The 23497-nt window shown below is 70.8% G+C and carries 22 protein-coding genes; 3 read left to right on the forward strand and 19 right to left on the reverse strand.

The window, feature by feature from the left end; all coding sequences use genetic code 11:
* Window positions 1-362 precede the first annotated feature (362 nt).
* Window positions 363-1313, forward strand: a complete 951-nt coding sequence (locus tag ACFVYL_RS03935; protein WP_389712711.1) for a tyrosine-protein phosphatase — start codon at window positions 363-365, stop codon at window positions 1311-1313.
* Between the two features lie 25 nt (window positions 1314-1338).
* Here the strand turns inward: ACFVYL_RS03935 and ACFVYL_RS03940 are convergent, their stop codons facing one another.
* Window positions 1339-2061 carry a VWA domain-containing protein gene (locus tag ACFVYL_RS03940; RefSeq protein ID WP_389712712.1) on the reverse strand — a complete coding sequence of 241 codons (723 nt, stop codon included), beginning with the start codon at window positions 2059-2061 and terminating at the stop codon, window positions 1339-1341.
* Between the two features lie 179 nt (window positions 2062-2240).
* Between ACFVYL_RS03940 and ACFVYL_RS03945 the strand changes: the two genes are divergently transcribed.
* Window positions 2241-2987 (forward strand): glucose 1-dehydrogenase, encoded by a 747-nt coding sequence (locus ACFVYL_RS03945; RefSeq protein WP_389712713.1) that lies wholly within the window; start codon window positions 2241-2243, stop codon window positions 2985-2987.
* Window positions 2988-2997: 10 nt separating this feature from the next.
* Here ACFVYL_RS03945 and ACFVYL_RS03950 read toward each other — a convergent pair whose 3' ends face one another.
* From ACFVYL_RS03950 to ACFVYL_RS03960, 3 genes are all read right to left on the reverse strand, one after another.
* Window positions 2998-3354, reverse strand: a complete 357-nt coding sequence (locus ACFVYL_RS03950; RefSeq protein ID WP_389712714.1) for a hypothetical protein — start codon at window positions 3352-3354, stop codon at window positions 2998-3000.
* A gap of 170 nt (window positions 3355-3524) precedes the next feature.
* On the reverse strand, window positions 3525-4628 hold the full coding sequence (locus tag ACFVYL_RS03955; protein WP_389712715.1) for a hypothetical protein: 1104 nt from the start codon (window positions 4626-4628) through the stop codon (window positions 3525-3527).
* Between the two features lie 22 nt (window positions 4629-4650).
* The gene (locus ACFVYL_RS03960) at window positions 4651-4878 is read right to left on the reverse strand and encodes a hypothetical protein (RefSeq protein ID WP_389712716.1); all 228 of its coding nucleotides are present in this window, start codon (window positions 4876-4878) and stop codon (window positions 4651-4653) included.
* Window positions 4879-5058: 180 nt separating this feature from the next.
* Between ACFVYL_RS03960 and ACFVYL_RS03965 the strand changes: the two genes are divergently transcribed.
* On the forward strand, window positions 5059-5877 hold the full coding sequence (locus ACFVYL_RS03965; protein ID WP_389712717.1) for a chitosanase: 819 nt from the start codon (window positions 5059-5061) through the stop codon (window positions 5875-5877).
* A 23-nt stretch (window positions 5878-5900) separates the two neighbouring features.
* Here the strand turns inward: ACFVYL_RS03965 and ACFVYL_RS03970 are convergent, their stop codons facing one another.
* The 15 genes from ACFVYL_RS03970 to ACFVYL_RS04040 form a co-directional block, all read right to left on the reverse strand.
* On the reverse strand, window positions 5901-6773 hold the full coding sequence (locus tag ACFVYL_RS03970) for a carbohydrate ABC transporter permease (RefSeq protein ID WP_389712718.1): 873 nt from the start codon (window positions 6771-6773) through the stop codon (window positions 5901-5903).
* On the reverse strand, window positions 6770-7765 hold the full coding sequence (locus tag ACFVYL_RS03975; RefSeq protein WP_389712719.1) for a carbohydrate ABC transporter permease: 996 nt from the start codon (window positions 7763-7765) through the stop codon (window positions 6770-6772). Before ACFVYL_RS03975 ends, ACFVYL_RS03970 begins: the two co-directional genes overlap by 4 nt.
* Window positions 7766-7802: 37 nt before the next feature.
* Complete coding sequence (locus tag ACFVYL_RS03980) at window positions 7803-9104, reverse strand: sugar ABC transporter substrate-binding protein (protein WP_389712720.1); 1302 nt, start codon at window positions 9102-9104, stop codon at window positions 7803-7805.
* Between the two features lie 279 nt (window positions 9105-9383).
* Window positions 9384-10844 carry a glutamate synthase subunit beta gene (locus tag ACFVYL_RS03985; protein ID WP_389712721.1) on the reverse strand — a complete coding sequence of 487 codons (1461 nt, stop codon included), beginning with the start codon at window positions 10842-10844 and terminating at the stop codon, window positions 9384-9386.
* Entirely contained in the window at window positions 10837-15366 is a 4530-nt protein-coding gene (gene gltB, locus ACFVYL_RS03990; protein WP_389712999.1) for a glutamate synthase large subunit, read from the reverse strand. The genes ACFVYL_RS03985 and gltB overlap by 8 nt, the downstream gene beginning before the upstream one ends.
* Before the next feature lie 359 nt (window positions 15367-15725).
* On the reverse strand, window positions 15726-16457 hold the full coding sequence (locus ACFVYL_RS03995; protein ID WP_389712722.1) for a VIT1/CCC1 transporter family protein: 732 nt from the start codon (window positions 16455-16457) through the stop codon (window positions 15726-15728).
* A 194-nt stretch (window positions 16458-16651) separates the two neighbouring features.
* Window positions 16652-17647 carry a prolipoprotein diacylglyceryl transferase gene (gene lgt, locus ACFVYL_RS04000; protein ID WP_389712723.1) on the reverse strand — a complete coding sequence of 332 codons (996 nt, stop codon included), beginning with the start codon at window positions 17645-17647 and terminating at the stop codon, window positions 16652-16654.
* Window positions 17648-17741: 94 nt separating this feature from the next.
* Window positions 17742-18521, reverse strand: coding sequence for a DsbA family protein (locus ACFVYL_RS04005; RefSeq protein ID WP_389712724.1), 780 nt, complete (start codon window positions 18519-18521; stop codon window positions 17742-17744).
* Between the two features lie 63 nt (window positions 18522-18584).
* On the reverse strand, window positions 18585-19400 hold the full coding sequence (gene trpA / locus ACFVYL_RS04010; protein WP_389712725.1) for a tryptophan synthase subunit alpha: 816 nt from the start codon (window positions 19398-19400) through the stop codon (window positions 18585-18587).
* Window positions 19397-20680 (reverse strand): tryptophan synthase subunit beta, encoded by a 1284-nt coding sequence (gene trpB, locus ACFVYL_RS04015; protein WP_389712726.1) that lies wholly within the window; start codon window positions 20678-20680, stop codon window positions 19397-19399. Before trpB ends, trpA begins: the two co-directional genes overlap by 4 nt.
* 139 nt (window positions 20681-20819) lie before the next feature.
* Window positions 20820-20966 carry a tryptophan biosynthesis modulator TrpM gene (gene trpM, locus ACFVYL_RS04020; RefSeq protein WP_389712727.1) on the reverse strand — a complete coding sequence of 49 codons (147 nt, stop codon included), beginning with the start codon at window positions 20964-20966 and terminating at the stop codon, window positions 20820-20822.
* A gap of 9 nt (window positions 20967-20975) precedes the next feature.
* Window positions 20976-21785, reverse strand: coding sequence for an indole-3-glycerol phosphate synthase TrpC (gene trpC / locus ACFVYL_RS04025; RefSeq protein WP_389712728.1), 810 nt, complete (start codon window positions 21783-21785; stop codon window positions 20976-20978).
* Window positions 21786-21925: 140 nt separating this feature from the next.
* Window positions 21926-22351, reverse strand: coding sequence for a DUF2752 domain-containing protein (locus ACFVYL_RS04030; RefSeq protein WP_389712729.1), 426 nt, complete (start codon window positions 22349-22351; stop codon window positions 21926-21928).
* Between the two features lie 157 nt (window positions 22352-22508).
* On the reverse strand, window positions 22509-22733 hold the full coding sequence (locus tag ACFVYL_RS04035; protein ID WP_389712730.1) for an HGxxPAAW family protein: 225 nt from the start codon (window positions 22731-22733) through the stop codon (window positions 22509-22511).
* A 109-nt stretch (window positions 22734-22842) separates the two neighbouring features.
* Window positions 22843-23490, reverse strand: a complete 648-nt coding sequence (locus ACFVYL_RS04040) for a TIGR02234 family membrane protein (protein ID WP_389712731.1) — start codon at window positions 23488-23490, stop codon at window positions 22843-22845.
* Window positions 23491-23497: the final 7 nt, after the last annotated feature.

Here is a 23497-nt window from a genome sequence, read left to right on the forward strand (position 1 = left end):
GAGAGAACCGGAAAAACAATTATGCGCCCTCGGAGCATTCCCGTCAGGCGCACATAAAGTTCATGGGTACCAAAACTGCAACACATAACCCTAACACGCTCGCGCGACCCCTTGTTCCCGGCCGGCGGAACCCCAAGCCCTCGACCCCGCGGAACCGCGCGCCCCACCCGTCCCACCTCGCCCCGCACCCCGCGCCCCATGCCCCGCACCCCGTGCCACCGTACGGCGCTCTACAGTTTTGACTTTTCGTCAGCCTTTCGCCCACGCCCCTTCCTCGCTCACCGGCCCCTCGCTACCTTCGCCCTCCAGCCAAACAATCGCTTGGTTGGGTCGAGCACCCCTGCCGATGGGAAGGCGGACCGATGCGCATCTCCCGTACCCGTACCGCGACCGGACTCGTGATCTCCGCGCTCGCCCTGGGCACCCTGCCCGCCTGGGCCGCCCCCGCCGAAACCGTCGCGCCCACGGCGCCCCGGCACGCCTCGCACGCCCCCGCCCACCAGGCCGCCCACCACGCGGCCGACACCGTCCGGCACATCCCGCTGCAGGGCGCGGTCAATGTGCGGGACGTGGGTGGCTACCGCACGTACGACGGCGAGCGCGTCGCCTACGGCCGGGTCTTCCGCGCCGACGCCCTCGGCAAGCTCACCGACGCCGACCTCGGGACGCTCGCCGGGCTCGGCCTGAAGAAGGTCATCGACTTCCGGGTGGCCGCCGAGGTGCAGTACGACGGCGCGGACCGGCTGCCCGCCGGGGCGTCCCCGGTCTCCCGGCCGATCACCGACAACGGCCTGTTCACCCAGCTCCTCACCGCGATCGGCTCGAAGGACCCGGTCAAGCAGGAGGAGATGCTGGGCAACGGCAGGGCGGCCGCGTTCATGCGGGAGGTCTACCGCACCTTCGTCACGGACTCCGTCAACCGCGCGCAGTTCGCGGCCACCCTGCGCGACATCGCGGACAGCCGCTCGCCGCTGCTCTACCACTGCACCGCGGGCAAGGACCGCACCGGCTGGACGACGTATCTCCTGCTGCGCCTGGTCGGCGTGCCGGACCGGACCGCGGTCGGTGACTATCTGGCGTCCAACACCTACCGGGCCGCGTACGACGCGCGGCTGCGCGAGGCGCTCAAGCAGGGCGGGTTCATGCAGAACCCGGACCTGATCATCCCGCTGCAGGAGGTGCGCACCGACTACCTCGGCACGGCGCTCGACGAGGCCGCGAAGCGGTACGGCGGCCTGCAGGGCTATCTGACCAAGGGGCTCGGGCTCGACGCGGGCACGATCCTGAAGCTGCGCGAGAGCCTCGTCGGCTGACCGGGGCCGGTCCCGACGGCAGCCCCTAAGCCACGATCCCGCCCGACCGCGCCGCCGCGAGCCACGCCGGGAACTCCCCCACCAGCCGGTCGTACAGCACGTCGTCCGGCACCGCCCGGGGGTCGTTCCCGGCGTGGAAGAAGCCCGCGTTGTCGACCGGGCGCTTGGCGGGGACGGCGAGTTCGTCGAGCCGCCGGAGGTAGTCGAACTGCTTGCTCGCCGGGTCGCCGAAGCCGATGAACTGCCAGAACAGGGGCAGCTTCGCCGCCTTGCAGAGGTAGCGCTCGGCGGCGAGCTTGTTGATGGGGCCGCCGTCGGTCTGGAAGATCACCAGAGCGGGCGCGGTGGAGCCGCTGTCCACGTAGTGGTCGATGACGGCGTCCATCGCCAGGTGGTAGCTGGTCTTCCCCATGTGTCCGAGGCCGGCCACGATGTCGTCGATCCGGCCGCGGTGGTTGTCGAGGGCGATGTCCGTGACCGCGTCGATGTCCGTGGAGAAGAAGACGGTGGGCACGTTCCCGTCGTCGTCCAGGTGCGCGGAGAGGCCGAGCACGCGGTCGGCGAGGGCCTGCACGCTGCCGTCCTTGTAGTACGGCCGCATGGAACCGGAGTAGTCGACGACGAGGTAGACCGCGGCCCGCGCCCCCGCCAGGCCGTGCTTGCGCAGCGAGACCCCGGCGCTCTTGTAGAGGCTGACCAGCGCGGGCGCCGAGTCCTCCACCTTGCGCAGACTGATGGCAGGTTCCATGCGCCGCTCCGTTCCGTTGGCCGGGCCGCCACCGTGCCGGCCCGTCAGCGGTCGAGGGTACGCGTCGCGCGCACGCCCTTCTCCCGTGCCCATATGACTGCTAGACATATGCCCTCCAGCCATATGACGCCCCGTCACATGACGGCGCGCGGACGGCCGAGGCGTACTGGAGGCGCGGCATGGGCTCCCGGGAGACTCCTTGCGGACTGGACGGCAGGACCGTCCTGATCACCGGTGCGGCCCGCGGTCAGGGGGCGGCGGAGGCACGGCTCTTCGCGGCGGCGGGGGCGCGGGTCGTGGTGACGGACGTGCGCGAGGAGGAGGGCCGCGCGGTCGCCGGGTCCCTGGGCGACCAGGGGCTCTTCGTACGCCATGACGTGACCGACGCGGCGAGCTGGGCGGCGGCCGTGGCGCGCGCCCTCGACGCCTTCGGGCGCCTTGACGCGCTGGTGAACAATGCCGCGCTGTGGCGCACGGCGTCGGTGGAGGACGAGACGTACGAGAACTTCGAGGCCCTGGTCCGGGTCAATCTCCTGGGGCCCTTCCTGGGCATCCAGGCGGTGCTGCCCGCACTGAAGGAGGCGGGCGGCGGTTCGGTGGTGAACGTGTCGTCGACGGCGGGCCTGGTCGGCATCCCCGGGCACGCGGCGTACGGGTCGACGAAGTTCGGGCTGCGGGGCCTGACCCGGTCCGCGGCGCTGGATCTGGCGAAGTACCGGGTGCGGGTCAACTCCGTCCATCCAGGGGCGATCGACACCCCGATGATCTCCGCGGCCTCCGCCGGGCGGGACTTCTCCCACCTGCCGCTCGGCAGGATGGGCCGCCCGGAGGAGGTCGGCTCTCTGGTGCTGTTCCTGGTGTCGGACGCGTCGTCGTACGTCACGGGGGCGGAGTTCAGCGTGGACGGCGGCTCGACGGCGGGGTGAGGACCGTGGGTCAGTGGCGGTCGGTGAAGCGCACCGAGCGGAGCTCCAGGCGATCCGTGGCCGGGCGCCCGTGCGGGCGCAGCATCCAGGAGTCGCCGGTGCAGTCCGGCTCGGTGAACACCCTCACCCAGGTGTCGGTGTCGTTGTGCGGGGCGAACGCGGGCCCGGAGGCGTCCGGGTCCGCGACCTCGGGGAGCGCGGCGCAAGCGGGGCTCTGGGGGTCGTGGAGCGTGGCCGACCGGGGCGAGCCGTCCAGGCCGACGAACTTGTAGGAGAAGTCGCCGGTGGCGGCGCCGGCGGAGGTCGGCAGGGCGACGACGAGGGTGAGCGCGCCGAGGGCGGCGGTGAGGGAGTGGCGCAGACGCATGGGGTCCGTTTCCGTCCGGCGCCGGACGTGGGGGTGTCCGGCGGAAGGGGGTGGCCGGACCCGTCCGGGAGTCGACGGGTCCGGCTGCGCCTTTCCCCGGCCCGCGGCCTCCGGATGCGCGGTGTCACCCGTACGCCGTCGCCGCATCGTTTCTTCGTACGCCGTGCGGGCTACCCTCCGGCCTGGTCCTGGAAGGCGGGCAGGGCGAAGATCCGGGTCTTCGCCGCGTCGTCCATGAGCTCGACGAGCGGCATGACCAGCTCCCAGAGGTCCTGTTTGCCGACCTCCCTGGCGAGCGCGTCCAGGTCGGGCTCGGGCAGCGCCCCCGCGGTGTCGGCGACGGCCTTGCGGGACTGAGCGGGCAGCACGTCCACGAGCGGCAGGAACTCCGCCCACAGCCCAGTGGCCACGACCGCGCGCACGACGCCGCCGAGCACCTCCGCGTCCCGCAGCGAGGGCAGTTCGGCGACGGTGTGCCGCTCGTCCTCGCCGAGGAGCGCGACCAGGGGCAGCAGGGACTCCCACAGGTCCTGTTCCGCCACCGTCGTGACCAGGGAGTCGAGGCGGTGCTGCGGCTGGCCCGCGGCGAGCGAGGCGATGCGGCCGCGCTGCTCCCCCGTCACCATGCCGGCGACGGCGAGCGCCTCGGGCCACAGGCCGTCGGCGGCCGCCGAGCCGATGACGGCCGCGAGGCGTTCGGCGCCCATCAACTCGATGATGTGGCCGAGCCGTTCGGGCACGTCGATCGCGAAGCCCGTCTTCAGGACGGCGGCGTCGTCGACCTGCGGCAGGATGCGGCGCAGCGCGGCGTCGGGCAGGTGGCCGACGAAGCGGCCCATCGTGAGGTGGTCGCCGCGTTCGGCGAGTGCGACGGCGATGCGGACGACCAGGTTCTCGTCGAGGCGGTCGACGATGCCCTTGATCCGGCGCGGGTCGAGGTGGGCGCAGGACTGTGCCGTGAAGGACACCGGCAGCTTCTCGATGATGTCGGCGGCGCGCGCGGGTTCGAGCCGTCCGGCGACGGCGGCGGCCAGGCGCGGGCCGAGGGCTTTCTGGGAGATGGCGGCGGCCACCCCGGCGGGCACGAGTTTGGTGGCGGACGCGATCCGGTCGAGCATGTCGGGCGCCCGGTCGAAGAGCGCCGCGACGCTCTGGGTGCGGAAGCGGCGTACGTCCTCGACGGGCAGGCCCTGGAGGAAGGCGAGCGTGTCCGGTTCGACGTCGAGCAGGTGGGCGATCTTGAGGGTCTCGGCCCTGCCGCGCAGCTTGTCCATGCTGACTCCTCGCTCCACTGGGCTATCGGAAGAGAATCCGGCGGACGGGGCCGCGGGCCAGCGCGGGGACGAGCTTCAGCGCTTCCTCGGCGGCCTCGTTGAGTCCCGCGGCGCGGCTCTCGCGCTGCCGCTCCAGCGCGTCCGCCAGCGCCGTGAGCTGGTCGGATGTCAACTGTCCGAAGGATTCCGGTGGTTGGTCGCGCAGCTCCGCGGCGAGTCGCTCGCGTCGCTCCCGTGTCTCGGTGTCCACGTCGCCTCCCTGGGCCGGCCGCACGGCCGGGTCACGGGACCAGAGACTGGCGCTGAATTGACTTTTAGTCAATAGAGTGGGGCGCGGAAGCCGCCGAGCGGGGACCACAGGACGGCGGGAACCACAGACGGCGGGAACCACAGGACGCCCCGCAAGTCATGCCCACGTAATCTTGGCCGGATGAAACGCGCCGGTCTCCTCCTCCTCGCCGTGGTCCCGCTCGCCGCCACGGCCGCCTGCCTCGCGGGCGGCGCCCCGGGCCGGAGCGACGCAAGCAACGGCGGGCGGGATCCGGGCCTCGCCGCGCCCGCGAAGAAGGAACTCGCGCAGCAGCTGGTGTCGAGCGCGGAGAACTCGACGCTGGACTGGCGCGGCCAGTACGGCTACATCGAGGACATCCACGACGGCCGCGGCTACACCGCGGGCCTCATCGGCTTCTGCACCGGCACGCACGACCTGCTGACCCTCGTCGAGCGCTATACGAAGGACCACCCGGACAACGGCCTGGCCGGCTATCTGCCCGCCCTGCGCGCGGTGGACGGCGGCGACTCACACAAGGGCCTTGGCCCCGGCTTCACCAAGGCCTGGAAGGCGGAGGCGGCCGAGCCCGCGTTCCGCGCGGCCCAGGACCGCGCACGCGACCGCGGCTACTTCGACCCGGCGGTGCGCAGGGCCGAGCGCGACGGCCTCGGCTCGCTCGGCCAGTTCATCTACTACGACGCGATGGTCATGCACGGCCCCGGCACCGGGCCCCGCTCCTTCCACGGCCTGCGCGAGGCGGCCATGAAGCGGGCGGACCCGCCGTCCCGGGGCGGCGGCGAGAAGGCGTACCTCGACGCCTTCCTGGACGTCCGCCGCACGGCGATGAAGCGGGAGACCGCCCACCGCGACACCTCACGCGTGGACACGGCGCAGCGGAGGTTCCTCGACGACGGCAATCTGGCCCTGAATACGCCGCTGACCTGGCAGGTGTACGGGGAGACGTACAAGGTGCCGTGACCCCGTGCACCCGCCGGGCGGCGTCAGCCCTTGACCGCGCCCGCCGCCAGGCCCGAGCCCAGCTTCCGGTGCACGATCACGAAGAAGATCATCACCGGCACCGTGACCAGCGTGGAGCTGGCCATGACCGGGCCCCAGGCCGTGGAGTTCTCCCCGAAGAACTGGTAAATGCCCACGGCCGCCGTGTACTTGTCGCTGCCCTTCATGAAGGTGTAAGCGAAGACGAACTCGTTCCACGCCGTGATGAAGGCGAAGATCGAGGTCGCCACGAGCCCCGGCGCGACCAGCGGGAGCAGCACCGACCAGAACATCCGCGGCCAGGACGCCCCGTCGATGTACGCCGCTTCCTCGACCTCCTTGGGGACGGTGGCGACGAAGCCGCGCAGCGTCCAGATGGCGAACGGGAGCGAGAGGGCGATGTAGACGATGCTCAGCCCGAGCAGCGAGTTGAGCAGGTCGTAGTCCCGCATCTGGATGAAGAGCGGGATGACCAGGGCTTCCAGCGGCACCATCTGCACGACCAGGATCATGATCAGTACGGAGGTGCGGAAGCGGAACTTGAACCGGGCCACCGCGACGGCCGCGAAGAGCGAGAGCAGCGCGGCCGCGACAATCGTGGCGAGGCCGACGAGCGCCGAGTTCAGCAGGTACGTACCGAAGTTGCCCTTGTCGAAGACGAACTCGAAGTGCTCGAAGCTGATGCCGCTCGGCAGCACGTCCGAGCCGCGCAGGGCGGCCTTCGGGTCCAGCGCCGTCGAGACCATCCAGTAGACGGGGAAGAGCGTGAAGAGCAGGAGGCCGACGACCGCGGCCGGCAGTCCGATGCGCGAGGCGAGCGTGGCGCGGCTGCGGGGTTTCCCCTGGTCGAGCGGCGCCGAGAGCTTGGTGGCGGTCACAGGTCCTCCTCCCCCTGCCGGAACAGCGTGCGGATGTAGACGACGGTGATGAGCAGGAGCAGCACGGTCAGCAGGACCGCGGCCGCCGCGCCCGTGCCGTAGTCGTTCTTGGCGAAGGCCTGGATGTAGGAGAAGACGCCGAGGTTGTAGACCTCTTCGTTGGAGCCGTCGCCGCCGGGTTGCAGATAGACCTGGGTGAAGACCTTGAAGTCCCAGATGGTGGAGAGGATGGTCACCACGAGGAAGACGGGCTTGATCGTCGGCACGGTGATGTTCCAGAACCGCTGCCAGGCGTTGGCGCCGTCCAACTCCCCCGCCTCGTACAGCTCCTTGGGGATCGTCATGAGTCCCGCGAGGACGGTGATGGCGACGAAGGGGAAGCCGTGGTGGACGACGTTGAGCGTGGCGATCGCGTAGAACGGGCCGCGCTCGGTGAACCAGTTGGTGGTCTCGGGGTCGATCAGGCCGATCGAGCCCGCGATCTGGCTGGCCATGCCGTCCTGCGGCTGGAAGAGCCAGATCCATACGTACGTGCCCGTGACCGCGGGCATGGCCCAGGCGGCGAGGATCGCGATCGAGCAGATCATCCGCCAGGTGGCGCCGAGCCGGTTGAGCAGCAGCGCCACGAGGGTGCCCAGCGCGACGGTGAGGCCGACGCAGGCGAAGGCGAAGAAGACGGTGTTGGGCAGGACCGTCTTCCACAGCAGACTGCTGGAGAGCAGGTCGCTGTAGTGGTCGAAGCCGGTGAACGTCCCTTTGCCGCCGCCGAACTTGACCTTGTAGTCCTGCAGGGAGAGCTTGCCGACCTGGATCAGCGGCCAGAGCAGCAGCCCCACGAGGACCACGAGGGAGGGGGCGAGCAGGAGCCAGGGACGGGTGAGGGTGGTCAGTTTCTTCCGGCGGCGAGCCGCCTCGGCCGCCCCGTCGTCCCGCGGCAGGGGGCCGGGACGGGCCGGGGACTCCGGCCCGTCGCTGACAAGCGTGTCTTTCACGGTGTCGCGTCCTTCACAGTGCCGAACCCGCCCTTGCCTACTCGTCCTTGGCGAAGATCGCGTCCATGTCCTTGGCCGCCTTGTCGGCCGCTTCCTGCACGGACGACTTGCCGGTGAGGATCGACTGGATCATGCCGGGGATGACCTTGGAGGCCTGGATCTCGCCGTACGACTTCGTCTTGGGGACGGTGGCGCCGGCCTCCAGCATCTGCTTGGCGAACGGCTCGACCAGCGGGTCCTTCTTGGCCTCGATCTTCTTCAGCTCGGAGTTCTGGCCGGGGAAGTAGTTGGTCTGCTCGGCCCACTTGGCGGCGAACTCACCGGTCGTCACGAGCTTCACGAACTCCCAGGCGAGGTCCTTCTTGTCCGTGTCGAACGTCGACAGGTAGGAGCCACCGAGGAAGGACTTGCTCATCCCGCCGGTCTGGCCGGGGATCGGCACGGCGCCGAGCTTGCCCTTGAGACCGGGGTTCTTGTCGATGATCGCCTTCGGGGTCCAGTTGCCGCCGATGGACATCGCGACCTCGCCCTTGTTCCAGGCGTCGCCGACCTCCTTCTCCGTCCAGGTGCTGACCTTGGCCGGGGAGACCTTGTCCTTCGTGGCGAGGCCCGTGTAGTACTCGATGCCCTTGACGGCCTCGGGCGAGTTGACGGCGGACTTCCACTTGCCGCCGGACTCGGTGGCGAGTTCACCGCCGGCGCCCCAGATGAAGGGGGCCGCGAACATCTCCGCGCCGCCCGCCACCGGGAAGGGAAGCATCTTCGGCTCCTTCTCCTTCAGCGCCTTGGCGGTCGCCTCGAGCTCCTTCCACGTGGTCGGGGGCTTGAGGTGGTGCTTCTCGAAGACGTCCTTGCGGTACACGATGGAGCGGACGCCCGCGTACCAGGGCATGCCGTACTGCTTGCCGTCCAGCGTGCCGGCGTCCTTGAGGCCCGCGACGAGGTCGTCGTTCAGGCCCGACTTCTTGACCTCGTCGGTGACGTCGACGAGCGCGTCGGTCTCGGCGAACTGCGGCACCCAGGTGGTGCCGACCTCGGCCACGTCGGGCACCTGGTCCGCGCCGCCCTCGATGGCGGTCGTGAACTTCTTCTGGGCGCTGGCCCACTGCTGGTACTCGACCTTGATCTTGGCGCCGGTCTTCTTGTGGAAGGCCTTCTCGACCTCCGCGAAGAAGGGCCGCGGGTCGGGGTTGGTCCCCTCCATGATCCATACGGTGAGGGTCTTGCCCTTGCCGTCGGTGGCTTTGCCGCCCTCGTCGTCGTCATCGCCACCGCACGCCGTGGCGGTCAGTCCGAGACTCATGGCGATACAACCAGCGGCGATGACACGTCGATTCATGCCGGCCCCCTCCAGGTTCCGATTGGTGGGAGCGATTGTGGTCACACAGGGGGTAGGCGGTCTAGACCCATTGGTATAAGCGGCCGAACCGTAATGAGGGTTGCGGGTGACGCAACATACGCTCATACCATTGCGCCCCATGCAACGCTCTGGTCGCACGACCGGGCCCGGACGCGACGACGCCCGCCCAGGTCCGGTCGGGGACGAGGCGGGCGCCGCTCAGTTCCGTACGCCGTTGTACGGGACGTGCAGGGGGTCGTACGGAAGCAACCGTACGGGCTAGACCGTCAGGGCACGGTCCGTCGGGCGGATCGGGGCGGGCAGATCACTCGCGCCGGTGAGGAAGGTGTCCACGCCGCGCGCCGCCGAGCGGCCCTCGGCGATCGCCCAGACGATGAGCGACTGGCCGCGGCCCGCGTCCCCTGCGACGAAGACGCCGGGCACGTTTGTCTGGAATTCGGCGTCCCGCGCGACGTTGCCGCGCTCGTCGAGCTCCAGGGCGAACTGGTCCACGAGGCCGTTCTCACGGTCCGTGCCCGTGAAGCCCATCGCGAGGGTGACGAGCTGCGCGGGGATCTTCCGCTCGGTGTCGGGCTTCGGGGTCAGCTCGCCCTCGATGAACTCCACCTCGACGAGGTGCAGGAACTGGACGTTGCCGTCCTCGTCGCCCTCGAAGTGCGTGGTGTTGACGGCGTAGACCCGCTCGCCGCCCTCCTCGTGCGCGGAGGTGACCTTGTACAGCATGGGGAAGGTCGGCCACGGCTGGTGCGGGGCACGCTCCTCGCCCGGCTTCGGCATGATCTCCAGCTGCGTCACGGACGCCGCGCCCTGGCGGTGGGCGGTGCCCACGCAGTCAGCGCCGGTGTCGCCGCCGCCGATGACGACGACGTGCTTGCCCTCGGCGGAGACGGGCGTGGTGACGTAGTCGCCCTCCTGGACCTTGTTGGCCAGGGGCAGGTACTCCATCGCCTGGTAGATGCCCTTGAGCTCACGGCCGGGGACGGGCAGGTCGCGGGCGGTGGTGGAGCCGGCGGCGATGACCACCGCGTCGTAGCGCCTGCGCAGCTTCGCCGCGTCGATGTCGCGGCCGATCTCCACGCCGGTGCGGAACTTGGTGCCCTCCGCGCGCATCTGCTCGATGCGGCGGTTGATGTGCCGCTTCTCCATCTTGAACTCGGGGATGCCGTAGCGGAGCAGGCCGCCGATGCGGTCGGCGCGCTCGTAGACGGCGACCGTGTGGCCGGCCCGGGTCAGCTGCTGGGCGGCGGCCAGGCCCGCCGGGCCCGAGCCGATGACGGCGACGGTCTTGCCGGAGAGGCGCTCCGGTGCCTGGGGCGCGACGTCGCCGCGGTCCCAGGCCTGGTCGATGATCGAGACCTCGACGTTCTTGATGGTGACGGCCGGCTGGTTGATGCCGAGCACGCACGCCGACTCGCACGGGGCCGGGCACAGGCGGCCCGTGAACTCCGGGAAGTTGTTGGTGGCGTGCAGCCGCTCCTGCGCGGCGGACCAGTCCTCGCGGTACGCGTAGTCGTTCCACTCGGGGATGAGGTTCCCCAGCGGACAGCCGTTGTGGCAGAACGGGATGCCGCAGTCCATGCAGCGCGAGGCCTGCTTGGAGATGATCGGGAGGAGCGAACCGGGAACGTAGACCTCGTTCCAGTCCTGGACGCGCTCACCGACCGGGCGGGTCTGCGCGACCTCGCGGCCGTGGTTCAGAAAGCCCTTGGGATCAGCCATTGGTCGCCGCCTCCATCATCTTCTCGGTGATCTCGGTCTCGGAGAGACCGGCTCGCTCGGCGGCGTCCTTGGCGGCGAGCACTGCCTTGTACGTGCTGGGGATGATCCTGCTGAAGCGCTCCACGGCCGTGTCCCACTCCGCAAGGAGCTTCTCGGCCACGGTCGAGGCCGTCTCCTCCTGGTGGCGGCGCACGACGTCGTGCAGCCACTGCTTGTCGGAGTCGTCGAGCGGCTCGACGGCGGCCTGGTTTCCGGCGTTGACGTTGTCGCGGTCGAGGTCGATCACGTACGCGATGCCGCCCGACATGCCGGCCGCGAAGTTGCGGCCCGTCTCGCCGAGGACCACCGCGTGACCGCCGGTCATGTACTCGCAGCCGTGGTCGCCCACGCCCTCGGAGACCACCGTCGCGCCGGAGTTGCGGACGCAGAACCGCTCGCCCGTGCGGCCGCGCAGGAACAGCTCGCCGCCGGTCGCGCCGTACGCGATGGTGTTGCCCGCGATCGTCGAGTACTCGGCGAGGTGGTCGGCGCCGCGGTCCGGGCGGACCACGATGCGGCCGCCGGAGAGGCCCTTGCCGACGTAGTCGTTGGCGTCGCCCTCCAGGCGCAGCGTCACACCGCGCGGCACGAAGGCGCCGAAGGACTGGCCCGCCGAGCCCGTGAAGGTGATGTCGATGGTGTCGTCGGGCAGACCCGCGCCGCCGAACTTCTTCGTCACCTCGTGGCCGAGCATGGTGCCGACCGTGCGGTTGATGTTGCGGATGGCGACCTGCGCGCGGACGGGGTGCGCGTCCGTCGCGCTGTTCGCGGCGAGCGCGTCGGCGGCGAGCTTGATCAGCTCGTTGTCGAGCGCCTTCTCCAGGCCGTGGTCCTGGGCGGCGATCTGGTGCCGGACGGCGCCCGCGGGCAGCGCCGGCACGTGGAACAGCGGCTCCAGGTCCAGGCCCTGCGCCTTCCAGTGCCTTACGGCCTTCTCGGTGTCGAGGAGCTCGGCGTGGCCGACGGCCTCCTCGATGGTGCGGAAGCCAAGATCGGCGAGGATCTCGCGGACCTCTTCGGCGATGAACTCGAAGAAGTTGACGATGTACTCGGCCTTGCCGGAGAAGCGCTCGCGCAGCGCCGGGTTCTGCGTGGCGATGCCGACCGGGCAGGTGTCCAGGTGGCAGACGCGCATCATGACGCAGCCGGAGACGACGAGCGGCGCGGTCGCGAAACCGAACTCCTCGGCGCCGAGCAGCGCGGCGATGACGACGTCGCGGCCGGTCTTGAGCTGGCCGTCGGTCTGCACGACGATGCGGTCGCGCAGGCCGTTGAGGAGCAGGGTCTGCTGGGTCTCGGCGAGGCCGAGCTCCCAGGGGCCGCCCGCGTGCTTCAGCGAGGTCAGCGGCGATGCGCCCGTGCCGCCGTCGTGGCCGGAGATGAGGACGACGTCCGCGTGGGCCTTGGAGACACCCGCGGCGACCGTGCCGACACCGACCTCGGAGACCAGCTTCACGTGAATCCGCGCCTGCGGGTTCGCGTTCTTCAGGTCGTGGATCAGCTGGGCCAGGTCCTCGATGGAGTAGATGTCGTGGTGCGGCGGCGGCGAGATGAGGCCGACGCCGGGCGTCGAGTGACGCGTCTTGGCGACCCACGGGTAGACCTTGTGGCCTGGCAGCTGGCCGCCCTCGCCGGGCTTGGCGCCCTGCGCCATCTTGATCTGGATGTCGTCGGCGTTGACGAGGTACTCGCTGGTCACGCCGAAGCGGCCGGAGGCGACCTGCTTGATGGAGGAGCGGCGCGCCGGGTCGTACAGGCGGTCCGCGTCCTCGCCGCCCTCACCGGTGTTGGACTTGCCGCCCAGCTGGTTCATGGCGATGGCGAGGGTCTCGTGCGCCTCGCGGGAGATCGAGCCGTACGACATGGCGCCGGTCGAGAACCGCTTGACGATCTCCGAGACGGGCTCGACCTCGTCGATGGAGATCGAGGGGCGGCCGGACTTGAAGCCGAACAGGCCGCGCAGCGTCATGAGGCGCTCGGACTGCTCGTTCACGCGGCCCGTGTACTGCTTGAAGATGTCGTAGCGGCGCCCGCGCGTGGAGTGCTGGAGGCGGAAGACCGTCTCGGGGTCGAACAGGTGCGGCTCGCCCTCCCGGCGCCACTGGTACTCGCCGCCGATGTCAAGGGCGCGGTGCGCGGAGGGGACGCCGGAGGCCGGGTAGGCCTTGGCGTGCCGGGCGGCGACCTCCTTGGCGATGACGTCGAGTCCGGCGCCGCCGATCTTCGTCGTCGTACCGCTGAAGTACCGCTCCACGAAGGCCGATTCGAGACCGACGGCCTCGAAGACCTGGGCGCCGCGGTAGGAGGCGACGGTGGAGATGCCCATCTTGGACATGACCTTCAGGACGCCCTTGCCAAGCGCGTAGATCAGGTTGCGGATGGCCTGCTCGGCCTCCATACCGGGCAGGAACGTGCCCGCGCGGACGAGGTCCTCGACGGACTCCATCGCCAGGTACGGGTTGACGGCCGCGGCGCCGAAGCCGATGAGGAGGGCCACGTGGTGGACCTCGCGCACGTCGCCCGCCTCGACGAGCAGGCCCACCTGGGTGCGCTGCTTGGTGCGGATGAGGTGGTGGTGGACGGCCGAGGTGAGCAGCAGCGAGGGGATCGGCGCGTGCTCGGCGTCGGAGTGCCGGTCGGAGAGCACGATCAGGCGGGCGCCGGCCTCTATGGCGGCGTCGGCCTCGGAGCAGATCTCCTCGATACGGGCGGCGAGGGCGTCGCCGCCGTCGCCCACGCGGTAGAGACCGGAGAGCGTCGCGGCCTTCATGCCGGGCATGTCGCCGTCGGCGTTGATGTGGATGAGCTTGGCGAGCTCGTCGTTGTCGATCACCGGGAAGGGCAGCGTCACGCTGCGACAGGTCGCGGCGGTCGGCTCCAGGATGTTGCCCTGCGGGCCGAGCGAGGAGTGCAGCGAGGTGACGAGTTCTTCACGGATGGCGTCCAGCGGCGGGTTGGTGACCTGCGCGAACAGCTGCGTGAAGTAGTCGAAGATCAGCCGCGGGCGCTCGGAGAGGGCCGCCATGGGGGTGTCCGTGCCCATGGAGCCGAGCGGCTCGCCGCCGGTCTTGGCCATCGGCGCGAGGATGAGGCGCAGCTCTTCCTCGGTGTAGCCGAAGGTCTGCTGGCGGCGCGTGACGGAGGCGTGCGTGTGCACGATGTGCTCGCGGTCGGGCAGGTCGGACAGCTCGATCTCGCCGGCCTCCAGCCACTCCTGGTACGGCTTCTCGGCGGCCAGCGACGCCTTGATCTCGTCGTCCTCGACGATGCGGTGCTCGGCGGTGTCGACGAGGAACATCCGGCCGGGCTGCAGGCGGCCCTTGCGGACGACCTTCGCGGGGTCGATGTCCAGGACGCCGACCTCGGAGCCGAGGACGACGAGGCCGTCGTCGGTGACCCAGTAGCGGCCCGGGCGCAGGCCGTTGCGGTCGAGGACGGCGCCCACCTGCGTGCCGTCGGTGAAGGTCACACACGCCGGGCCGTCCCAGGGCTCCATCATCGTGGAGTGGAACTGGTAGAAGGCGCGCCGGGCCGGGTCCATGGAGGCGTGGTTCTCCCAGGCCTCCGGGATCATCATCAGCACGGAGTGCGGCAGCGAGCGGCCGCCGAGGTGCAGGAGTTCGAGTACCTCGTCGAAGGAGGCCGAGTCGGAGGCGTCCGGCGTGCAGATCGGGAAGATCCGCTCCAGCTTGTCCGCCTTGCCGGGAGCGCCGAAGAGCTCGGAGGCGAGCTGCGACTCACGGGCCCGCATCCAGTTGCGGTTGCCCTTGACGGTGTTGATCTCACCGTTGTGCGCGACGAAGCGGTACGGGTGCGCGAGCGGCCAGCTCGGGAACGTGTTCGTCGAGAAGCGGGAGTGGACGAGCGCGATGGCCGTCGCGAAGCGGCGGTCGGACAGGTCCGGGAAGAAGGGCTCGAGCTGGCCGGTGGTCAGCATGCCCTTGTAGACGATCGTGCGGGACGAGAGCGAGGGGAAGTACGTCCCGGCCTCGCGCTCGGCGCGCTTGCGCAGCACGAAGGCCTTGCGGTCCAGCTCCAGGCCCTCGGTGTCGCCGTCGGCGACGAAGATCTGGCGGAACACGGGCATGGTCGAGCGGGCGGTGGTGCCGAGCAGCTCGGGGGCGACGGGCACGTCGCGCCAGCCGAGGACCGTCAGGCCCTCCTCGGAGGCGATCGTCTCGATCTGTGAGACGGCGCCCTCGGTCGTACCGGCGGTGTCGACCGGCAGGAAGGCGATGCCGACGGCGTAGGCACCGGCCGCGGGCAGCTGGAATCCGGCCACCTCGCGCAGGAAGGCGTCGGGGACCTGGAGCAGGATGCCCGCACCGTCACCCGAGTCCGGCTCGGAGCCGGTGGCGCCGCGGTGCTCGAGGTTGCGCAGTACGGTCAGCGCCTGTTCGACCAGTTCATGGCTGGCCACACCGGTGAGCGTGGCCACGAACCCGACACCGCAGGCATCGTGTTCGTTACGGGGGTCGTACATCCCCTGGGGGGCGGGGCGACCGTCCATGGGCGACCAGGCGTGGGTACGCATCGGCACTCCCGTCGTCGTCGAGGCAACTACAAAAGGCAAGGGACGACGTTGGCCCTGGCAAAATTTCGTGCAGATTACATGATGGAACGCTTCTCGAAAAGCGGATAGCTCATTCCACCATGTGGACACCGCTCGCTGAGGTGGGGAGCGGTTCGAAGGGGGCCTTTGCGGACAGATCGATGGCCGAAGGCCCAAAGCGACACAGGCCTCATTGCCCGCAGCGCTTACGGCTCATGCCCGGTGTTCCGCGACTCGAAACCGCCAGGTAACGGCTACTTATGCAAAGGCCCGCATAGGCCTGCAGCGGCTCATCCTACGGCCGTACCGAACAGGCTGCCCAGGGCGTACGTCACACCGGCCGCGGCGCCGCCGAGTGCGAGCTGCCGCAGACCGCTGAACCACCAGGACCGGGCGGTGACCTTGGCCACCACCGCGCCGCAGGCGAAGAGCCCGATCAGCGCGAGCAGCAGGGCGGGCCAGAGCACGGTGGCGCCGAGCAGGTACGGCAGGACGGGGAGCAGCGCGCCGAGCGCGAACGAGCCGAAGGACGAGACCGCGGCGACGGTCGGCGAGGGCAGGTCGCCGGGGTCGATGCCGAGCTCCTCGCGGGCGTGGATCTCCAGGGCCTGCTCGGGGTCCTGGGAGAGCTGGCGGGCGACCTCGCGGGCCAGCTCGGGCTCGACGCCGCGCGACGCGTACAGCTCGGCGAGCTCCCGCTCCTCGTCCTTGGGGTGCTTGCGCAACTCACGGCGCTCGACGTCCAGTTCCGCCTGCACGAGCTCGCGCTGCGAGGCCACGGAGGTGTACTCGCCCGCCGCCATGGAGAAGGCGCCTGCCGCGAGGCCCGCCAGGCCGGTGATGACGATGGTGTGCTGCGTGACGGAGCCGCCCGCCACACCGGTCATCAGGGCGAGGTTGGAGACCAGGCCGTCCATCGCCCCGAAGACCGCCGGGCGCAGCCAGCCGCCGTTCACGTCGCGGTGGGTGTGGTTGTCGCGGTGCGCCTCGTGCAGCGTCGCTTCGGTCTCGATGATCGCCATGGTGAGCCCCCTCGTGTGTGCGTGGACGATCTCGAAAGTACGCGCGAAAAAAATCTCCCGCCAGCAAGGAAGGCCGTACTTACCTGCGAAAACGCGCCGCGCGCGGTGGTCGGACGGCCACCGGGAACACCGCACATACGAGGGGGCCGCCGGATCGTCCGATCCGGCGGCCCCCTCGACGTACAGCCGAAGCCTCAGCTCTTGTCGACAGCCTCGGCTTCGCTCTTCGCCCCGCCCTTGCCGTCGGCCTTCGCTTCGGCCTTCGCTCCGGTTTTCGTCTCATCCTTGGCGTCGGCCTTGGTGGCGCCCGTCTCGCCCTCGGCCTTCGCGGGCTCCGCGGAGGGGGCGGCACCGTCGCCGTCCACCTCGCCGGGGTCCCCCGCCTCGACGATCTCCTCCCGCCCGGGGCGGATCTTCGAGGACACCACGAGGTAGACGACCGCCAGGACGAACACCACGACGGCGGTCCACACGTTCAGCCGCACGCCGAGCACGTGGTGCGCGTCGTCGACCCGCATGTACTCGATCCAGCCGCGCCCGGCGCAGTACGAGGCGACGTACAGCGCGAACGCCCGGCCGTGGCCGAGCTTGAAGCGGCGGTCGGCCCAGATGACCAGGAGGGCGACGCCGACGCACCACAGGGACTCGTACAGGAAGGTGGGGTGGTACGTGCCGGGGACCCGGCCGTCGTCGGCCGAAGTGATCTTCAGCGCCCAGGGCAGGTCCGTGGGCTTGCCGTACAGCTCCTGGTTGAACCAGTTGCCCCAGCGGCCGATGGCCTGGGCGAGGGCGATGCCCGGGGCCAGCGCGTCGGCCCAGGCGGGCAGCGGGATGCCGCGGCGGCGGCAGCCGATCCACGCGCCGACCGCGCCGAGCGCGATCGCTCCCCAGATGCCGAGGCCGCCCTCCCAGATCTTGAAGGCGTCCACCCAGTCGCGGCCCTCGCTGAAGTACAGCTGGTAGTCCGTGATCACGTGGTAGAGACGCCCGCCGACGAGCCCGAACGGCACGGCCCACACGGCGATGTCGGCCACGGTGCCGGGCCGGCCCCCGCGGTCGATCCACCGCTTGTTGCCGAGCCAGACGGCCACGAAGACGCCGATGATGATGCAGAACGCATAGCCGCGCAACGGAATGGGTCCGAGTTCGACCACACCGCGCGACGGACTGGGAATGAAGGCAAGGTCCATGACGCGTCCGACGCTACCGTGCCGGGCGTCGGGGGCGGCAACCGGTCCGGCTACGTATCCATAACAGGACCACCGCCCCCGCGCCCGCCGGAGGTCAGCTCCGGTTCGCCTCTTCCACCTTCTGCTTCAGCTTCTGCGGCGACAGCGGGTTGTTCTGGTCCGCGAAGATGTCCTTGCCGTCGAGCCGCACCGTGGGCGTGCCCCGCAGCTTCGCGTCCTGGAACGCCTTGTTGGACTTGTCGACCCAGCTGTCGTGCCTGCCGTCCTCGACGCACTTCTTGAAGGAATCGGTGTCCAGGCCGTCGACCTGCCCGGCGAGCTCGATCAGCTTGCCGTTCTTGCTGAACGCGTCGTCGGTCTCGGCGGGCTGGTTCTTGAAGAGCACGTCGTGGTACGGCGGGAACTTGCCCGCGTCCTGAGCGCAGGCCGCGGCATTGGCCGCGCGCTTGGAGCCGCTGCCGCCCATGTTCCCGTCGATGAGCGTGGCCAGGTGGTACTCGACCTTGAGCCCGCCCTTGTCGGTGAGCTCATGGATCGTCGAGCGATAACCGTCCTCGAATCCCTTGCAGGCCGGGCAGCGGAAGTCCTCCCAGACGGTGAGGGTCGACTTGGCGCTGTCCTTGCCGACGGGGATCGTCGGCCCGTCCTTGTCGCCCGCCCCCTTGGGCGCGACCACCGGGCCCGCCTTGTCGCTCTTGTCATCGCCGGAATTGGCGGCGAGCAGCCCCACCACGGCGGCGAGTCCGAGGACGCCGACCACCGCGGCACCCACGACCAGCGCCCTGCGCTGCTTGTCGCGGGCCTTCTGCCGCTCTCGCTCTTCGGCCATCCGGTCGCGGGCCGATCGTTTTCCCTCACGGTTCTTCTCGCTCACACCCCGCAAACGAACCGGGGAGGCACGAGCGTGCCTCCCCGGTCCGATGTCCACCCGTACGGGTTACGCCTTGCCGCGTACGCCGTTCGCGAGATCACCGGCGAGGGCGCGCACGGCGGCCAGGCCCGCGGCCTCGTCCGGGGCGTCCAGCATCCGCTGCACGAAGGCGGAGCCGACGATCACTCCGTCGGCGAATCCCGCGACCTCGGCGGCCTGGCGGGCGCTGGAGACGCCGAGGCCGACGCAGACCGGCAGTTCGGTGGTGGCCTTGGTGCGCCGCACCAGGTCCTGCGCCTGCTCGCCGACGGACTCGCGGGTGCCCGTGACGCCCATCAGCGACGCCGCGTAGACGAAGCCGGAGCCCGCCGCCGTGATGGTGGCGAGCCGCTCGTCCTTGCTGCTCGGCGCGACGACGAAGACGGTCGCGAGACCGTGCTTGTCGGCGTGCTCCCGCCAGAGCGCGGACTCCTGGACGGGCAGGTCGGGCAGGATGCAGCCCGCGCCGCCCGCCTCGGCGAGCTCGGCGGTGAAGCGCTCCACGCCGTAGCGGTCGATCGGGTTCCAGTACGTCATGACGAGCACCGGTTTGCCGGTCGCCTCGAAGGCCTCGCGGACGGTGCGCATGACGTCGCGGATCTTGAGGCCGCCGCGCAGCGCGATGTCGTCGGCGGTCTGGATGACCGGGCCGTCGAGCACCGGGTCGGAGTGCGGCAGGCCGACCTCGACCACGTCGGCGCCGCCGTCGAAGACGGCCTTGACCGCCGCGATGCCGCCGTCGACGGTCGGGAAACCCGCGGGCAGGTAGGCGATGAGGGCGGCACGGCCCTCGGCCTTCGCGCCCGCCAGGGTGTCTTCCAACAGCCGGATGTTGCCGCTCACTTGGCGTCCCCCTCGATCTCCGCGGTGGCCGCCGCGTCCGCCTCGACGGCGGCGTCCGTGTCGTACAGGCCGAAGTAGCGCGCGGCCGTGTCCATGTCCTTGTCGCCCCGCCCGGAGAGGTTGACGACGATCAGGCCGTCCTTGCCGAGCTCCTTGCCGACGTCGAGCGCCCCGGCGAGGGCGTGGGCGCTCTCGATGGCCGGGATGATGCCCTCGGTGCGCGAGAGCAGGCGCAGGGCCTGCATGGCGGCGTCGTCGGTGACCGCGCGGTACTCGCCGCGGCCGCTGTCCTTGAGGTAGGCGTGCTCGGGGCCGATGCCGGGATAGTCGAGTCCGGCGGAGATCGAGTAGGGCTCGGTGATCTGGCCCTCCTCGTCCTGGAGGACGTAGGAGCGCGAGCCGTGCAGGATGCCGGGCTCGCCCGCGGTCAGCGTGGCCGCGTGCTCGCCGGTCTCGACGCCGTGCCCGGCGGGCTCGCAGCCGATGAGGCGGACGTCCGCGTCCGGGATGAAGGCGTGGAAGAGACCGATGGCGTTGGAGCCGCCGCCGACGCAGGCGACGGCGGCGTCGGGCAGGCGTCCGGCGCGCTCCAGGATCTGCCGCCTGGCCTCGACGCCGATGACGCGGTGGAAGTCGCGGACCATGGCGGGGAAGGGGTGCGGGCCCGCGACGGTGCCGAACAGGTAGTGGGTGCGGTCCACATTGGCGACCCAGTCGCGGAACGCCTCGTTGATGGCGTCCTTGAGGGTGCGGCTGCCGGACTTCACTGCGACGACCTCGGCGCCGAGCATCCGCATCCGCGCCACGTTCAGGGCCTGGCGCTCGGTGTCGATCTCGCCCATGTAGATGGTGCATTCGAGGCCGAAGAGCGCGCACGCGGTGGCCGTCGCGACGCCGTGCTGGCCCGCGCCGGTCTCGGCGATGACACGGGTCTTGCCCATGCGCCTGGTGAGCAAGGCCTGGCCGAGCACGTTGTTGATCTTGTGCGAGCCGGTGTGGTTGAGGTCCTCGCGCTTGAGGAAGACGCGGGCGCCGCCGGCGTGCTCGGCGAACCGGGGGACCTCGGTGAGGCTGCTGGGGCGGCCGGTGTAGTTGACGAGCAGGTCGTCCAGCTCGGCGGCGAAGGCGGGGTCGCTCTTGGCCTTCTCGTACTCGACGGCGACCTCGTCCACGGCGGCGACGAGGGCCTCCGGGATGAATTTCCCGCCGTAGGCGCCGAAGTACCCCTCGGCGCTGGGGATGTGACCCTCCGGGTCGGGGATGAAGTATTCGCTGGGCATGGCAGATCCTTGTCAGAACTGGCGATGACGGCGGGTGCTTGCGCGCCCCTTCAGGGGCGCGGGGAACTGCGCGACAAGCCCACGACGGGCCGCGGTCGCGATGAAACCCTGGCCGGCAACGGCGCGAGGGCTCTTCAGCTCAGGCGCCGCCCTGCCATCGCATCCCGGGGATCTGGCCCGGCTCCGCACCGATGTGGTACCGCACCCGCCTGCCCCGCACGCGCCGCGCGGGCGCCCGGCAGCCGCGGGGGCGGCAGCCGGGTGCGAGGCGGGCGAAGGCGGACATCGGGTGGGGTCAGCTCCGTCCGTGCCGGAGCGCCGGGTGCGTGCCCGCGGCGACGAGGTCGGAGACCGCGGCCTTCGGGTCGCGCCCGGTGACCAGGGACTCGCCCACGAGCACCGCGTCGGCGCCCGCGTTGGCGAAGGCGATCAGGTCGTGCGGCCCGCGCACGCCGGACTCGGCGATCTTGACGACGTCGTCCGGGAGCTCCGGCGCGATGCGCTCGAAGGTGGAGCGGTCGACCTTGAGGGTCTTGAGGTCGCGGTTGTTGACACCGATGACCCGGGCGCCCGCGTCCACGGCGCGCTCGGCCTCGTCCTCGTCGTGCACCTCGACGATCGGTGTGAGGCCGATCGATTCGGCGCGCTCGATGAGGGACTCCAGGGCGGGCTGCTCCAGGGCGGCCACGATCAGCAGGGCGAGGTCGGCGCCGTACGCCCTGGCCTCCCACAGCTGGTAGGAGGTGACGATGAAGTCCTTGCGGAGCACCGGGATGTCGACCTTGGCCCGGACGGCCTCCAGGTCGGCGAGCGAGCCGCCGAAGCGACGCTCCTCGGTGAGCACGGAGATGACGGCGGCGCCGCCCGCCTCGTAGTCGGCGGCGAGGCCTGCCGGGTCGGCGATCGCGGCGAGCGCGCCCTTGGAGGGGCTGGAGCGCTTCACCTCGCAGATGACCTTGACGCCGTCGCCGCGCAGGGCCGCGGCGCCGTCCTTGACCGCGGGAGCCTTGGCCGCGCGCTCCTTGAGCTCGTCGAGGCTGACGCGCGCCTGCCGCTCCGCGAGGTCGGCACGGACTCCGTCGATGATCTCGTCGAGCACACTCACGCGAGCGGCCCCCTTCCCTGACGGTTGAGCTGACGTTCAAGCTGGTCACTGCGATGGTATCCGCAGGAGGGCGAAGCCCCCGCATCCGGTTGACGCCCGTCCCACGACCTGGACAGCTCTCACCCCTGCGGCCTGCGGTTTCAGGGATGCAGCCATGACCCGAACGGCAGATTGCGGACGAGGGTGAAGATCGCTGCCAGAAGGCCCGCTCCCCACAGCTGCACCGGTCCCAGCTCGATCCGCACGGGCCGCCCGCGCACCGTCCTGACCACCCATACGGTCCACAGCGCGGCGAAGAGCACGTACCCGGCGACGGCGAGCGCGTTGGCGCCGAGGGCCGCCGCGAAGTCACCGTGGATGAAGGCGTGGGCGCTGCGCAGGCCGCCGCAGCCCGGGCAGTAGACGCCGGTGAGCCGCAGCAGGGGGCAGGCGGGATAGTGGCCGGGCTCGTTCGGGTCGACGGCGCCGACGTAGGCGAAGGCGGCCGCGACCGAGGCGAGCAGACCGGCCGGTACGAGCAGGCGGGTCAGGACGGCGGGCGCGGCGCTCCCGGGTTCGGCGGTCACCCGTGCATTCTGCCGCGCGCCCGGGCGCGTCGCCCGGCGGCCCGGCCGTGCGCCCGGACCCGGACGCACGAAAAAGAGCCCGGCACACGAAAAGGGCCCGGCATACGAAAGAGGCGGCCCCGGCACCCGCCGGTCCGCCTCTTGTCGTACGTCGAGGTCAGCTCTCGGAGCTCACGGCCCGGCGCGGCGGGCGCTTCTCCGAGCCCAGGCCCGCCATGCGCATGGCACCGCCCACGAGGCCGCCGATGGCGATGACGGCCATGCCGGCCCAGAAGCCGGGGACGTTGGCCATCACCATGAAGGCACCCGCGACGCAGAAGCCGATGAAGGCGATGATGGAACCGGTCCAAGCGGCCGGGGTGTGTCCGTGGCTGCCCGCCATTGATGTGCTCCTCGTTGCTCTGTGCGTGGCGGTGGGTGGGAACCCCGCCACGTGTCCGACGCTCGGTCACATTGTCCCGTACTCACACGGGTGCCCCGAGCGCGGGGGGTCATGTTCCGCGCGTCGGGTCCTCGCCGCGGTCGAGGGCCTTCCACAGCTCCTCGGGCCGCTCCGGGTCGACGGCCCGGCGTGCCTTGCGGGGGCTCGGGGTGCCGTCGCGTTCGTAGCGCCCCGACATGGCGGGCCACGAGCGGCCGTACGTGAGCGCGAGCAGCCCCGCGAGCATGAGCAGCACCCCCGCGGCGGCCGCGGCGTAGGGCCAGCCGGTGTGGCTCAGGTCGCCGACGGTGGCCGCGGTGTTGCCGGCGGCCGTCGCGGCCTTCTCGTCGAGCGCGCCGCTGTCGTCGGCGCCGAGCAGGGCCGCGGCCACGATGCCGGCGCCGCTCAGCGTGAGCAGCAGGGAGACCAGGAAGCGTCCGGCGCGGCGGACCGCGAAGACCGCGACCAGGGCGGCGAGGCCCACTATCGCGAGGGCCGCGGGCACGCCCGTCACGTCGCTGCCCCTTGCGGAAAGCGGCAGCTCGCCACCGGCCACCGACGCGGTGCCGTGGGCCCAGTCCTGGCGGGACGCGAGCAGCGCGAGGGCGGCGCCGACGGCGCCGAGCAGCAGCGCGGCGGCGATACTGCGCCTGCTGCTGCGCTGGGCCGGGCTCTCGGCATCGGCCTCGGTACGGGGCGGAGGTACGGCAGAAGTCACCTGTCCA

Source organism: Streptomyces sp. NPDC058308 (assembly GCF_042880275.1).
GTDB lineage: Bacteria > Actinomycetota > Actinomycetes > Streptomycetales > Streptomycetaceae > Streptomyces.